Source organism: Lysinibacillus sp. NPDC097162 (genome assembly GCF_044762185.1).
Classification (GTDB): domain Bacteria; phylum Bacillota; class Bacilli; order Bacillales_A; family Planococcaceae; genus Lysinibacillus.
The window spans coordinates 1-12,945 of record NZ_JBIWDT010000005.1 but is presented as its reverse complement, the minus strand read 5'-3'; the positions used below and the strand labels follow the sequence as shown (position 1 = coordinate 12,945).

The following is a 12,945-nucleotide window of genomic DNA, read 5'->3' as shown; positions in this document are numbered from 1 at the left end:
TTTGTTAAATTTCCTCCAAGATGAAGTTCGGACTTGCTTGTTCGTAGTCTAAATAGTTACCTTCAAGCAGTTGAATGAACTCAATGTTGTAATGACGGTCTTGTAACTTTTGACGTACTTCACGTTCTGAAGCAGCTTCAAGGTATAGACTTTTAGTGTTTTCGCGAACTGGAATCTCATTTGCTTTTTCTTGATAATAAACTTTGTAAATCATAGTTTGCTCTCCTTTAATTGCGTACATTATTATTGCAGATTTGGCTATTACCACACACGTACTACAAGAAAAAACCGCGAATTTCTAGTATACTTCAAACTAATAAAGAAATGAGCGTTTGAATTTCTTGTATCTCAATACTTTAATCTTGCACTTTTCATAAAGGCAATGAGACAGTGGTTGCGCATAGACAAATAAATGCATTTCCTTTATATTATCACGCGGCTACTTTAAAATAAAGAAAAGCCCTTCAAATAATGAAGGGCAAATGTTAGGCAATTGATTTTTTTCCGAGTACGCCGCGAAGTTGCTTCAACAATTTTTGCTTTAGTTTCTTCAGCATGGCACATCACTCCTTAGGATCATTATAATTAAAAACGATACCTGTGTAAAGTATTTTGCCTTTGCAACAACAAAAAGAAAGGAATTATAAAATGAATAAAATTTTATTTTTTGATGTAGATGGAACACTTTATAACAGTGAAAAAATATTGCCAGCTTCAGCAAAGGAAGCGTTATTAGAAGCACGTCGTAAAGGCTATGAGATTGCAATTGCCACTGGACGTGCACCTTTTATGATTCAATCATTGTTAAAAGAGCTTGATATTAATACGTATGTGACCTTCAATGGACAATACGTTGTTTATCGTGGCGAGGTTGTCTATACAAATGGTGTTGAAAAAGATGAGTTAGCGAAAATTATTGCCTTTGGTGAAGCGCGAAACGAACCAGTTGTTTTTTTAGACGACAAGCGAATGATCGCGTCAGTTGGAGGGCATAACATGGTATCCGAAAGTCTCGATACTTTAAAATACCCATATCCAGAACTAGACTCATCTTATTATATGCAGAACGATGTGTATCAAACACTGATCTTTATGGAAGAGAAAGATGAACATTTGTATTACGAAGCTTTTCCAAATGTTCAGTTTGTGCGTTGGCATCAATATTCTTGTGATATTTTGCCTAAAGGAGGCTCGAAGGCTGCAGGAATCGAAAAAGTGCTCACAAAAATGGGTCTAACATTAGATGATGCAATTGCTTTTGGTGATGGTATTAATGATATTGAAATGTTAGAGGCTGTTGGCACGAGCATAGCGATGGGGAATGGCCATGAGAGAGTAAAGGCAGTTGCCTCACATATTACAGATCATGTAGATGCGGACGGTCTTGCAAAAGCAATGCGTTATCTGAGAATTATATAAGTGCCAGGCACCCAAACAATTCTGAATTTTACCCGTAAAATATATTTAAAAATCCAATAAGACTCCTAGGGAAACGCACGTAACGTAAGTCGCAACAACCTTTGTGTTAGCGAGGGTTGCGGCTTACGTCGTGCCTGTTAGAGTGTCAGGCACTCAAACAATTCTGAATTTTACCCAACTTCAACAATCTCCAGTTTAATTCCTGCCTCATTATACTGCTTTAGCGTATCTTTAGAGAGCTTGTTATCGGTAATAATCTTGTCGACCTGATTTAACGGGCACACTTGAATCGCGACATCTTTATTAAATTTAGAAGAATCCGTTGCAACATAAACCGTTTGTGATATATTAATGAGCTGTTTCCTCGTCATCGCCTCTTCTAGACTGAAATCGGATATTCCTTTTTCAAGCGTTACGCCACTTGCGCATATAAACGCCTTATTAATATTTAGATGCTCGAATCGGAAAAGGAAATCATTAGAAGTGACCGACTTTTCTGAATGACGTATCTTTCCGCCGATAATCATTACTTCAATATTAGAGCCGATTAAATCAAATGCCACAGGTAGAGAATTCGTAACAACTGTTAGTTTTTCCTTTCCTAAAAGGAATGGCGTCATCTGATAGGTTGTTGTACCACTATCAATAAATATGCAGTCACCATCATCTACTAAAGATGCGCAAGCTTTTGCGATAGCGATTTTTTCTGTTAGTTGCTGCGTCAATCGATTGTCCATTAGCCCTTCGACAGGTTCAATATATTTTACGCCCCCATAAAACTTCTCGATTTTCTTCTCTTGTACAAGTAATTGAATATCTCTTCGGATAGTTTCCATTGATACATTGAATTCTTTTGTCAAGGTAACTAATTTCACTACCTTGTTATTGCGCACGTATTGCAAAATATGTTGCTGCCTTTCTAATGTATACATTTAATCACCTCTATTTGTTATTTACTCAAAGTAGTAATGACTTTGTCAACAGTTGGTCAGAATTTACTCAACATTTACACAAACATGTTATTTCCCTTTACAAATTGCCACTATACTGTGAGTAACAACTCAAAAGGAGTGAGCGACTTGTTGGAACTAAGAAATATTTCAAAAAGCTATAAAAATAAAAAAGTTTTAAAAGATATAAATTTAACAATTGGCTCTGGCGAAATAGTTTCTTTATTGGGGCCGAGTGGTTGTGGCAAAACAACATTACTCAACATTGTTCTAGGTCTTACAGAGCAAACGAATGGGCAACTTTTTTACAATGGACAAGATATATCGAAACAATCGATGCAGGAACGGGGATTTAATATCGTTTTCCAAGATTTCGCGTTATTCCCACATTTAAATGCTTACGACAATATCGTATATGGCTTAAAAAATAAAAAACAGCAAATGACAAAAAATGAGATACAAGAGTATGTTGATTTTTTAGAACTAGCCCCACATTTACATAAGAAGATTCACGAATTATCAGGTGGGCAGAAACAACGTGTATCAATTGCTAGAACACTCGTGATGCAACCGAAAATATTATTACTAGATGAACCATTAAGTGCGCTTGACGGGGTAATCAAGGAATCGATTAAAGAGCGCATTAAATCGATTGCACGGCAATTTAATTTAACGACAATTATCGTGACCCATGATCCTGAAGAGGCGCTTACGTTATCAGATAAAGTACTAATTATTAATGAGGGCACTGTTTCACAATATGGTACACCTCATGAAATATTAAAAACACCAAAAAATCAATTTATCGAAGACTTTATCTTAAGGCAACTTCACATTAAACGTCATAACATTTACCAACTGTTTGGAGAATCCTATGCTTAAAACTAATAAAATGGTGAAAATTTTGTTTATCCCTGTTGCCTTCTTTTTTCTCTTCTTTTTAATTGTGCCATTGCTTTATATGTTTTGGCAGTCCTTGAAAAAAGGCAATAGCATAACGTTACAAAACTATGTAGAAGCATTACAGAGCGTTGAAATTCGTGAAGCGTTTCTCAATAGTTTTCAAGTGTCATTTGTAGCTGCTATTATCACGACTTGTTTAGCGTTTGCATTGGCTTATGCATTACATTTTACGATGATGAATCGGCATGTTAAAAAACTTGTGCATGTAGGAATAACATTGCCGATGTTGTTGCCGACAATCACCTATGGTTTTGTACTGATTTATACATTTGGCAATCAAGGCATTATTACAAAATTAGTAGGTCAGCCTATAGTGACTATTTATGGATTTAATGGATTGTTAATTGGATATGTACTTTACACATTACCTGTTGCCTTTATTTTAATGCATAATTCGATGCAATACATTGATAAACGGTTTTTGCTCGTTTCCATGCTGATGCATGATAGACCATCACGTCGATTTTACCATACCGTACTTCGTCCAATGCTAGGAACAATTGGTGGAGCTTTTATATTAACGTTTATTTTAAGTTTTACCGACTTTGGAATACCAGCGTCGGTAGGTGGAAGTTATAAAGTGATCGCTACAGAGCTTTATCAAGCAATGCTTGGCTCTATCGTGCGATTTGAGCAAGGATCGGTAATTTCTGTATTGATGCTTGTGCCTGCTGTACTTGGGATCGTGATACTAAGTTTGCTAGATCGATTTAATTTTCAATACAAGCATGCTAGTCAAAGTGAGCTAGTAGTACATCGTCTGCGCGATAGTACATTTACAGTTCTTTCATTACTATGTGTGAGTTCGATTTTTATCATCTTCTCAACAATGTTCATCGTGCCATTTACAAAAGGGTATCCATATGACTTTAGCTTCACATTGGAACATATACAAAATGTTTTAGCGGAAAAAAACTTAACTAGAGTTTATTTGAATTCACTCATCGTTGCTTTCTTTACAGCCGTTTTAGGTGTTTGTATAGCATTTGTCTCAGCGCTTCTAAACGTCAGAACGCCACTGAAAGGCAGGAAAACGATAGATATTATGTCAATGGTTACGAACACCGTGCCTGGGATGGTTCTTGGTCTTTCTTATTTATTTTTCTTTAATGGAAGTTCGTTAAAGGGGACCTTCTTCATTATTATTGCCTATACTGTCGTTCATTTTTTTACAACACCGTATTTGATGGCGAAAAACTCTTTGCAAAAAATGGACCCTACATGGGAAGTAACGGGGGAATTGCTAAAAGACTCCTGGATTCAAACAGTGGTACGCGTTATTTTACCAAATATCCGTCCTACTATTTTTCAAATGTTTAGCTACTATTTTTTAAATGCCATGGTGACTGTTAGTGGGGTAATTTTCCTTGTCAGTACGAAAACAATGCTTGTCTCCACGCGCATAAAAGAACTTCAGCATTTTGCGAAGTATACAGATATTTTTGTTCTCTCCATTTTTATTTTATGCACAAACCTCATTGTGAAATTAGGTTGTGATTATATAACAACAACTAAAGAAAAGGTTAAGGAGATGGAATGATGAAAAAGTCAACAATCATGATGTTAGGTACTGTTAGTTCTGCAATTGTATTAGCTGCATGTGGTAGTGCAGAGGCTGATGCAAACAAACAAGTAATCATTTATTCGAATGCAGATGATGAAGCAATTGAGGTAATGCAAGCGACATTAGATAAGGAAGGCTATGAAGGCAAGTATATCATCCAATCTTTTGGGACATCTGAATTAGGTGGAAAAATGATGGCGGAAGGTACTGATATTGAAGCGGATGTTGTAACGATGGCTTCGTATTTTATAGAAAGTGCTCAAACATCTAAATCCATGTTTGTTGACCTGCCCTCTGACTTAAAGCCAATAGATGGTGGATCAACCTATGCATTACCGATTTTAGGGAATGTAGGATCAATTTTTATTAATACAGATTTATTGGCACAAAAAGGACTACCTGTCCCGAAAACAATAAAGGATTTAACGAACCCTAAATTTAAAGATTTAGTTTCATTTCCTAATATTTTAGACTCATCTACAGGTTGGCTATTAGTACAAGCGATTATGAATGAATACGGAGAAAAAGAAGGGAAACAAGTATTAGCGGATTTAATTAAAAATGCAGGTCCTCATATTGAAAGCTCAGGCTCTGGTCCTATTAAAAAGGTAAAAACAGGTGAAGTGGCAGCTGGGTTTGGGTTACGTATTCAAGCAATTGATGCAAAAAATGAAGGCTTACCAATTGATTATATTGACCCTACTGAAGGCAACTTTACGTTAACAGAATCTGTTGCTGTTGTAGATAAAGAGGGCGATGAAGCGTTGGCAATTGAAATGGCAAAGGTAATAGCGACAGAGGCACGAGCAGATTTGTTGAAACAATACCCGGTAGCGCTTTACGAAGGTGAGCAAGTAGATGATGAATATGTACCACAGTATTTGAAAAAGTGGGATACGACTTTAACTGTTGATTTATTAGAAAAACATCAAGCATTCTTTAAAGAAGCACAACAATAAAGGGGCATAACGACATGAATAACTACAAATTATTAACACCAGGTCCATTAACAACAACAGATGCAGTAAAAAAGGAGATGCTAATGGATCGCTGTACATGGGATGACGACTATAAGCAAGTTACACAAACAATACGTAAAAAGTTAGTAGAACTAGCGCAAGTAGATGAAACAAATTATTCAGCAGTACTAATGCAAGGAAGTGGTAGCTTCGTTGTTGAGTCTGTACTAACAACTACTATCGGTGATGCAGATAAAGTTCTTATTTTAACAAATGGTGCTTATGGGGAACGGATAGTCGAAATGGCGAAAGTACTTCAGTTACAGCATATCGTTTATAGTGTCCCGTATAATGAACAACCATCACCGTTAGAGGTGCGAAATATACTAGAAAATGATGCTGCTATTACACATGTCGCTGTTGTACATTGTGAGACGACAACAGGGATATTAAATCCCATTGATGAAATAGGAGAAGTCGTTCGTTCGTTCAATAAAACATTTATTGTAGATGCGATGAGTAGCTTTGGTGGTGTGCCGATGGATTTGTCAAACGGTCAAATTGACTTTTTAATTAGTAGTGCTAACAAATGTATTCAAGGCGTTCCTGGTTTTGGTTTTGTCATCGCGAAAATTGAAGCGTTAGAAAAATGTAAAGGAACGGCCAAAAGCGTTGCATTGGATTTATACAATCAATGGGAAGTGATGAAAGTAGATGGGAAATGGCGTTTTACATCACCGACACATGTTGTAGCAGCTTTTGCCAAGGCACTTGAGGAACTAGCTGAAGAAGGTGGAATTGAGGCGCGCTACAAACGCTATGCTAAAAACAACCTAATGCTGCGTGAAAGATTGTCGCAATGTGGATTTAAGGCTTATATTTCTGAGGAAGTTCAATCACCTATTATTACTACGTTTTTATATCCATATGAAGCATTTTCTTTCGATCATTTCTATCATGAGATGAAAAAAGCTGGCTTTGTTATTTATCCAGGGAAATTAACTGAATTCGATACATTCCGAATTGGGAATATAGGGGATGTTCACGAGGAAGATATTAATACATTATGCAATGTTATTGAAAACTATATGGCGGTGAAAAATAATGAAAATTGAAGCGGTAATTTTAGATTGGGCAGGTACGGCGGTTGACTTCGGATGTTTTGCTCCAGTAAATGTGTTTCTTACAATTTTTGAAGAAGCAGGTGTAACGGTGACGCTGGAAGAAGCGCGTAAACCTATGGGAATGTTAAAAATTGATCATATTCGAACAATGCTTGAAATGACTAGAATAAGTGAGGCTTGGGAACAAGTGTATGGACGTGCATATACAGAACAAGATGTACAAGCGTTATATTCACAGTTTGAAACGAAGTTAATGGAATCACTAGCTATGTACACCGATCCAATCCCACATGTAATAGAAACGGTTAATCATTTAAAACAGGCAGGCATAAGTATAGGCTCTACAACAGGCTATACTAAATCTATGATGGAAGTAGTGACTCATCACGCTCAGGAAAAAGGGTATAAGCCTGACTTTTTAGTTACGCCAACTGACGTAGGAGATAAAGGGCGTCCGTATCCTTATATGATTTTCAAAAATATCGAGGAGCTTGGTATAAAGGCAACAAAGCAAATTGTTAAAGTTGGGGATACTACTTCAGATATTCAAGAGGCACTAAATGCTGGAGTTTGGGCTGTCGGCGTCATTATAGGTAGTTCAGAAATGGGTTTAACGGAACAGGAATTTATGGGCTTATCTGATGATGAGCAAGTCGCTGTTATCGAAAAAACCAAAGCTATTTTTGAAAAAGTGGGCGCGCATTATACTATCCAAACAATGGAAGAACTTCCTGCGCTAATTGAAACAATTAATGAACGATTAGTTTAAAATAAAGCTCTTAAAGCGAAAAAGTGTTAGATTGACTGTCATCAATCTAACACTTTTTGCAATAAATAAAACTTTGCAGAGAGCAATAGTTGATGGTAGCGGAGGCGGCGACTCCTGCGGGAACAGCACACAATGTAAGACGCAACAATCCCGCGCTTTAGCGAGGGTTGCGGCTTACGGTGTGCCCGCGGAAAGCGTCCGCCGTAGCGGACATCAACCAATAGCCACTAGCTTGTCTTAGTCGCGTTCGTACGGTACAGCGTTTGGAATTTCAGCAAACGGATTTTTTTCATTGATACGATCATAAAACATGACGCCATTTAAATGGTCTAATTCGTGCTGGAATGCAATAGCTGGTAAGCCTGATAGGCGCATTTTTTTCTCTTCACCGTCGATTGTTTTAAATTTCACGGTAATGCGTGCATGACGAGGCACGTAACCAGGTACATTACGATCAACAGATAAGCAGCCTTCGCCCGTTGGCAGGTAGGTATTTTCAACTGAGTGGCTAACAATTTTAGGATTGATAGCAACAAAGCTAAGTTGTTCGCCGTTTTCGTCTTTCAAATGAAGAGCGAACATTCGATGTAGGCTGTTTACTTGATTAGCAGCTAAACCGATGCCACTACGCAAATCATACTTATCAGCTATTTCAGGATCTTGGCTGTTAATTAAAAATTGAAGCATATCTGTAGCAAGCTGTTTTATTTCATCAGTTAAAGGGAATAGAACTTCCTCTGTTTTTGTGCGGAGAGTCGGATGGCCTTCGCGAATAATATCATCCATTAAAATCATGAGTAAATCTTCCTTTCAATCTTTGTATTACCTTACTTATAAGTATACATCACCTATCAAAACATGCACATGAAAAAAGACTTTATTTGAATAAGCTTAAAAATATTTTATGTTGCTATTAGATTATAGAGAACTGGGGTATTCTACTATTGGTAATTATGTATTGAAACGTAATGTTTGTGCGCTTGATGAATGTTGTTGTAATACAGATTTTTGAGGTTAGTAATACAGTATAGGACAGTCTGTAATAATCGTTTTTGTAGAAAAATTCTTTGGTATTAGGCGTAATATATGATTGACCGACAGTATTTTATTCAGTATACTGAGTGCTAAGAATAAGTTGTACTAGTTTAAAAGTGATTTATTTTAATACAGTTGAAAGGGAGATGTGACAAATGAGCAAGAAAAACAATAATATTTTTGATCCAAAACAAACGCTAACTGAAATCGAAGAAAAGTTTGAAATGTTTCAAATTTTGAACGAAGAAGGCGAAATTATAAATGAAGAGGCAGATCCGAAATTATCAGATGAAGAGTTAGTTGAGTTAATGACGCGTATGGTATATACACGTATTTTAGATCAACGTTCCATTTCTCTTAACCGTCAAGGTCGCTTAGGCTTCTATGCACCAACAGCAGGTCAGGAAGCATCACAACTTGCTTCTCATTTTGCATTAGAAAAAGAAGATTGGATTTTACCGGGTTACCGTGATGTACCACAAATAGTGTGGCATGGTTTACCGTTAGATAAAGCATTTTTATTCTCACGTGGTCACTTCTTAGGGAATCAAGTTCCTGAAGGCGTAAACGTACTAGCTCCACAAATCATTATTGGTGCTCAATATATCCAAGCTGCTGGGGTGGCACTTGGTATTAAAAAACGAGGTAAAAAAGCAGTAGCAATTACTTATACAGGTGATGGTGGTTCATCACAAGGCGATTTCTACGAAGGTTTAAACTTTGCTGGTGCATTTAAAGCGCCTGCAATTTTCATCGTACAAAATAACCAATTCGCGATTTCAACACCACGTGAATTACAAACAGCTGCAAAAACAATTGCACAAAAAGGTATTGCAGCAGGTATTCCAAGTATTTTAGTTGATGGTATGGATGCGCTTGCAGTTTATGTTGCAACTCGTGATGCACGTGAACGCGCAATTAATGGTGAAGGTCCAACTTTCATTGAAACAATGTGTTACCGTTATGGCCCACATACTATGGCTGGGGATGATCCAACACGTTACCGTACATCAGATACAGATAACGAATGGGCTCAAAAAGATCCTCTAGTTCGTTTCCGTAAATACTTAGAGGGTAAAGGTTTATGGGATGAGAAAAAAGAAGAGGCTGTTATCGAGCGCGCGAAAGAAGAAATTAAAGACGCAATCAAAAAAGCTGATGCTGCACCAAAACAAAAAGTTACAGAGTTAATGGAAAATATGTATAAAGGCGAAATGCCATCTAATTTAAAAGAACAGTATGAAATCTACAAAGAGAAGGAGTCGAAATAACCTATGGCACAAATGACGATGATTCAAGCAATTACAGATGCTCTTCGCACAGAATTAAAGAATGATGAAAATGTTCTTTTATTCGGAGAAGATATAGGCGTCAACGGTGGGGTTTTCCGAGCAACTGAAGGCCTACAAAAAGAATTTGGTGTTGACCGTGTATTTGATACACCATTAGCAGAGTCAGGTATCGGTGGGTTAGCGATCGGTCTTTCTCTTCAAGGTTTCCGTCCAGTTCCAGAAATTCAATTTTTCGGTTTCGTATATGAAGTAATGGATTCTATCAGTGGGCAATTAGCACGTTTAAGCTACCGTAGCGGTGGTGTGTATAATGCACCTGTAACAATTCGTTCTCCATTCGGCGGCGGTGTGCATACACCAGAAATGCACTCTGACAGCTTAGAAAGTTTAATGACAGCTCAACCAGGTTTAACAGTAGTTGTACCATCAACACCTTACGATGCTAAAGGTTTACTTATTTCTTCTATTCGAAATGATAATCCAGTTATTTTCTTAGAGCATTTAAAATTATATCGCTCATTCCGTGAAGAAGTACCTGAGGAAGCATACGAAATTCCATTAGGTAAGGCTGATGTAAAACGTGAAGGTAAAGATTTAACAATTGTTGCATATGGCTTAATGGTACACGAAAGCTTAAAGGCTGCAGAAGAACTAGAAAAAGAAGGACATTCTGTAGAAGTTATTGATTTACGTACAATTCAACCAATTGATATTGAAACAATCATTGCGTCAGTTGAGAAAACAGGCCGAGCAATCGTTGTTCAAGAGGCACAAAAACAAGCAGGTATTGCTGCGAATGTTGTCGCTGAAATTACAGAACGTGCAATTTTGAGCTTAGAGGCTCCTGTTCTTCGTGTAGCAGCACCGGATACAGTGTACCCATTCCCACAAGCTGAAGGTGTTTGGTTACCGAATTTTAAAGATGTAATGGAAACAGCGAAAAAAGTTTTAACATTCTAATGTAACTTGCATATTTGAAGAAGAGCAATGAGAAAGGATGGGTACACATGGCATTTGAATTCAGATTACCGGATATTGGCGAGGGTATTCACGAAGGCGAAATTGTAAAATGGTTCGTTAAAGCTGGGGATACAGTAAAAGAAGACGATATCCTTTGTGAAGTACAAAATGATAAAGCAGTCGTAGAAATTCCTTCACCTGTTGAAGGCAAAGTAGAGGAAATATTAGTAGCAGAAGGTACAGTTGCTGTTGTTGGCGATGTATTAATTCGTTTAGATGCTCCTGGTTATGAAGATTTGAAGCTAAAAGGTGACGATCATGCGGAAGCGAAGACAGAGGCACAAGTGCAGTCAACTGCTGAAGCTGGTCAAGATGTAGCAAAAGCGCCTGCTGCTAAGGAAGAAGCTCCAAAAGCTTCAGCAACAGCGGAGGTAGCAGTAAAGCAAGAAACAACTGATAGTACGAAACGCATCATCGCTATGCCTTCAGTTCGCAAATTTGCTCGAGACAATGATGTTAATATTCATGAAGTATCGGGTACTGGCAAAAATGGTCGTATTTTAAAAGAAGATATTGAGAATTTCTTAAATGGTGGTGGAGCAGTACAGTCTGAAGAAGCTGAAGCTCCAGTTGCAAATGAGGAAGCGGTTGCTCAACAAGAAACTGCACCAGCTGCACCTGTTGTTCTTGAAGGCGACTTCCCAGAAACACGTGAAAAAATGTCTGGCATTCGTAAAGCAATTGCTAAAGCAATGGTGCATTCAAAACAAACTGCGCCACACGTTACACTAATGGATGAAGTTGATGTAACAGCTCTTGTAGCACATCGCAAAAAATTCAAAGATATCGCGGCTGAAAAAGGTGTGAAATTGACGTATTTACCATACGTAGTGAAAGCACTTATTTCAACTTTACGTGAATTCCCAGAATTTAACCGCTCATTAGATGATGCAACACAAGAAATCGTTCAAAAGCATTACTACAATATCGGTATTGCGGCGGATACTGAAAAAGGCTTGCTAGTTCCAGTTATTAAGCATGCTGATCGCAAATCGGTATTTGCGGTTTCAAATGAAATTAATGACTTAGCAACAAAAGCACGTGATGGTAAACTTGCACCACATGAAATGAAAGGTGCATCAATGTCTATTACGAATATCGGTTCTGCAGGTGGTCAATGGTTTACTCCAGTAATTAACCACCCTGAAGTAGCTATTTTAGGTATTGGTCGAATTGCAGAAAAACCTGTAATAAAAAATGGTGAAATTGTAGCTGCACCTGTGTTAGCATTATCATTGAGCTTTGATCATCGCATGATCGATGGAGCCACTGCGCAAAATGCTTTAAATCACTTAAAGCGTTTGTTAAGTGAGCCAGAATTATTATTAATGGAGGCGTAACAAAATGGTAGTAGGAGATTTCCCAATCGAAACAGATACTCTTGTCATTGGTTCAGGTCCTGGAGGATATGTAGCAGCAATTCGTGCAGCTCAAACTGGCCAAAAAGTAACAATCGTTGAAAAAAATGTACTTGGTGGTGTGTGCTTAAACGTAGGTTGTATTCCATCAAAAGCGTTAATTTCAGTTGGTCACCGCTTTGAGCATGCTAAACATTCAGATGACATGGGTATCATCGCTTCTGATGTGAAACTAGACTTCTCAAAAGCACAAGCTTTTAAAGACAGCGTTGTTAAAAAATTAACTGGCGGTGTTGAAGGCTTACTTAAAGGTAATAAAGTTGAAATTGTACAAGGTGAAGCATATTTCGTTGACGCTAATTCAGTGCGTATCATCAATGGTGAATCTGCTCAAACTTACACATTTAACAATGTGATTATCGCAACAGGTTCTCGTCCAGTTGAAATTCCAACTTTTAAATTCTCTGATCGTGTCCTAAACTCTACTGGCGC

13 protein-coding genes are annotated in these 12,945 nt (G+C 37.6%); 10 read left to right on the top strand and 3 right to left on the bottom strand.

Going from position 1 to position 12,945, the window contains the following annotated elements:
• Nucleotides 1-4: 4 nt before the first annotated feature.
• Entirely contained in the window at nt 5-214 is a 210-nt protein-coding gene (locus ACIQXW_RS18395; protein ID WP_340826084.1) for a DNA-dependent RNA polymerase subunit epsilon, read from the bottom strand.
• 434 nt (nt 215-648) lie between these two features.
• On the opposite strand from ACIQXW_RS18395, the gene ACIQXW_RS18390 reads away from it, so the two are divergent.
• Nucleotides 649-1,419, top strand: a complete 771-nt coding sequence (locus ACIQXW_RS18390; protein ID WP_402764521.1) for a Cof-type HAD-IIB family hydrolase — start codon at nt 649-651, stop codon at nt 1,417-1,419.
• Between the two features lie 170 nt (nt 1,420-1,589).
• Here the strand turns inward: ACIQXW_RS18390 and ACIQXW_RS18385 are convergent, their stop codons facing one another.
• A complete protein-coding gene (locus ACIQXW_RS18385) occupies nt 1,590-2,351 on the bottom strand; it encodes a DeoR/GlpR family DNA-binding transcription regulator (RefSeq protein ID WP_401021421.1) in 762 nt (253 codons plus the stop codon).
• Nucleotides 2,352-2,498: 147 nt separating this feature from the next.
• On the opposite strand from ACIQXW_RS18385, the gene ACIQXW_RS18380 reads away from it, so the two are divergent.
• Genes ACIQXW_RS18380 through phnX form a run of 5 tightly spaced genes read left to right on the top strand, consistent with a single transcriptional unit; the run spans nt 2,499 to nt 7,748 of the window.
• Entirely contained in the window at nt 2,499-3,251 is a 753-nt protein-coding gene (locus ACIQXW_RS18380; RefSeq protein ID WP_340826080.1) for an ABC transporter ATP-binding protein, read from the top strand.
• Nucleotides 3,244-4,872, top strand: a complete 1,629-nt coding sequence (locus ACIQXW_RS18375) for an ABC transporter permease subunit (protein ID WP_402764517.1) — start codon at nt 3,244-3,246, stop codon at nt 4,870-4,872. The genes ACIQXW_RS18380 and ACIQXW_RS18375 overlap by 8 nt, the downstream gene beginning before the upstream one ends.
• The gene (locus tag ACIQXW_RS18370; protein ID WP_402764810.1) at nt 4,872-5,855 is read left to right on the top strand and encodes an extracellular solute-binding protein; all 984 of its coding nucleotides are present in this window, start codon (nt 4,872-4,874) and stop codon (nt 5,853-5,855) included. Before ACIQXW_RS18375 ends, ACIQXW_RS18370 begins: the two co-directional genes overlap by 1 nt.
• 14 nt (nt 5,856-5,869) lie before the next feature.
• Complete coding sequence (locus ACIQXW_RS18365) at nt 5,870-6,970, top strand: 2-aminoethylphosphonate--pyruvate transaminase (RefSeq protein WP_402764514.1); 1,101 nt, start codon at nt 5,870-5,872, stop codon at nt 6,968-6,970.
• The gene (gene phnX / locus ACIQXW_RS18360; protein ID WP_402764511.1) at nt 6,960-7,748 is read left to right on the top strand and encodes a phosphonoacetaldehyde hydrolase; all 789 of its coding nucleotides are present in this window, start codon (nt 6,960-6,962) and stop codon (nt 7,746-7,748) included. Before ACIQXW_RS18365 ends, phnX begins: the two co-directional genes overlap by 11 nt.
• Before the next feature lie 237 nt (nt 7,749-7,985).
• On the opposite strand, the gene def is transcribed toward phnX, so the two are convergent.
• Nucleotides 7,986-8,543, bottom strand: coding sequence for a peptide deformylase (gene def, locus ACIQXW_RS18355; RefSeq protein WP_340826072.1), 558 nt, complete (start codon nt 8,541-8,543; stop codon nt 7,986-7,988).
• Between the two features lie 395 nt (nt 8,544-8,938).
• On the opposite strand from def, the gene pdhA reads away from it, so the two are divergent.
• The 4 genes from pdhA to ACIQXW_RS18335 form a co-directional block, all read left to right on the top strand.
• Complete coding sequence (pdhA, locus tag ACIQXW_RS18350; protein ID WP_401021436.1) at nt 8,939-10,054, top strand: pyruvate dehydrogenase (acetyl-transferring) E1 component subunit alpha; 1,116 nt, start codon at nt 8,939-8,941, stop codon at nt 10,052-10,054.
• Nucleotides 10,055-10,057: 3 nt separating this feature from the next.
• Nucleotides 10,058-11,035, top strand: coding sequence for an alpha-ketoacid dehydrogenase subunit beta (locus ACIQXW_RS18345; RefSeq protein WP_173477915.1), 978 nt, complete (start codon nt 10,058-10,060; stop codon nt 11,033-11,035).
• Nucleotides 11,036-11,082: 47 nt separating this feature from the next.
• The gene (locus tag ACIQXW_RS18340; protein WP_340826069.1) at nt 11,083-12,435 is read left to right on the top strand and encodes a dihydrolipoamide acetyltransferase family protein; all 1,353 of its coding nucleotides are present in this window, start codon (nt 11,083-11,085) and stop codon (nt 12,433-12,435) included.
• A 4-nt stretch (nt 12,436-12,439) separates the two neighbouring features.
• On the top strand, nt 12,440-12,945 hold a 506-nt coding region (locus ACIQXW_RS18335), incomplete at its 3' end, for an FAD-dependent oxidoreductase (protein ID WP_401021439.1).

Excerpts from the sequence above, each read along its gene's own strand:
- ACIQXW_RS18370 (WP_402764810.1), top strand. The coding sequence starts at position 4,872 with ATGAAAAAGTCAACAATCATGATGTTAGGTACTGTTAGTTCTGCAATT.
- ACIQXW_RS18340 (WP_340826069.1), top strand. The coding sequence starts at position 11,083 with ATGGCATTTGAATTCAGATTACCGGATATTGGCGAGGGTATTCACGAA.
- ACIQXW_RS18345 (WP_173477915.1), top strand. The coding sequence starts at position 10,058 with ATGGCACAAATGACGATGATTCAAGCAATTACAGATGCTCTTCGCACA.
- def (WP_340826072.1), bottom strand. The coding sequence starts at position 8,543 with ATGATTTTAATGGATGATATTATTCGCGAAGGCCATCCGACTCTCCGC.
- ACIQXW_RS18390 (WP_402764521.1), top strand. The coding sequence starts at position 649 with ATGAATAAAATTTTATTTTTTGATGTAGATGGAACACTTTATAACAGT.
- phnX (WP_402764511.1), top strand. The coding sequence starts at position 6,960 with ATGAAAATTGAAGCGGTAATTTTAGATTGGGCAGGTACGGCGGTTGAC.
- ACIQXW_RS18365 (WP_402764514.1), top strand. The coding sequence starts at position 5,870 with ATGAATAACTACAAATTATTAACACCAGGTCCATTAACAACAACAGAT.
- pdhA (WP_401021436.1), top strand. The coding sequence starts at position 8,939 with ATGAGCAAGAAAAACAATAATATTTTTGATCCAAAACAAACGCTAACT.
- ACIQXW_RS18385 (WP_401021421.1), bottom strand. The coding sequence starts at position 2,351 with ATGTATACATTAGAAAGGCAGCAACATATTTTGCAATACGTGCGCAAT.
- ACIQXW_RS18395 (WP_340826084.1), bottom strand. The coding sequence starts at position 214 with ATGATTTACAAAGTTTATTATCAAGAAAAAGCAAATGAGATTCCAGTT.
- ACIQXW_RS18375 (WP_402764517.1), top strand. The coding sequence starts at position 3,244 with ATGCTTAAAACTAATAAAATGGTGAAAATTTTGTTTATCCCTGTTGCC.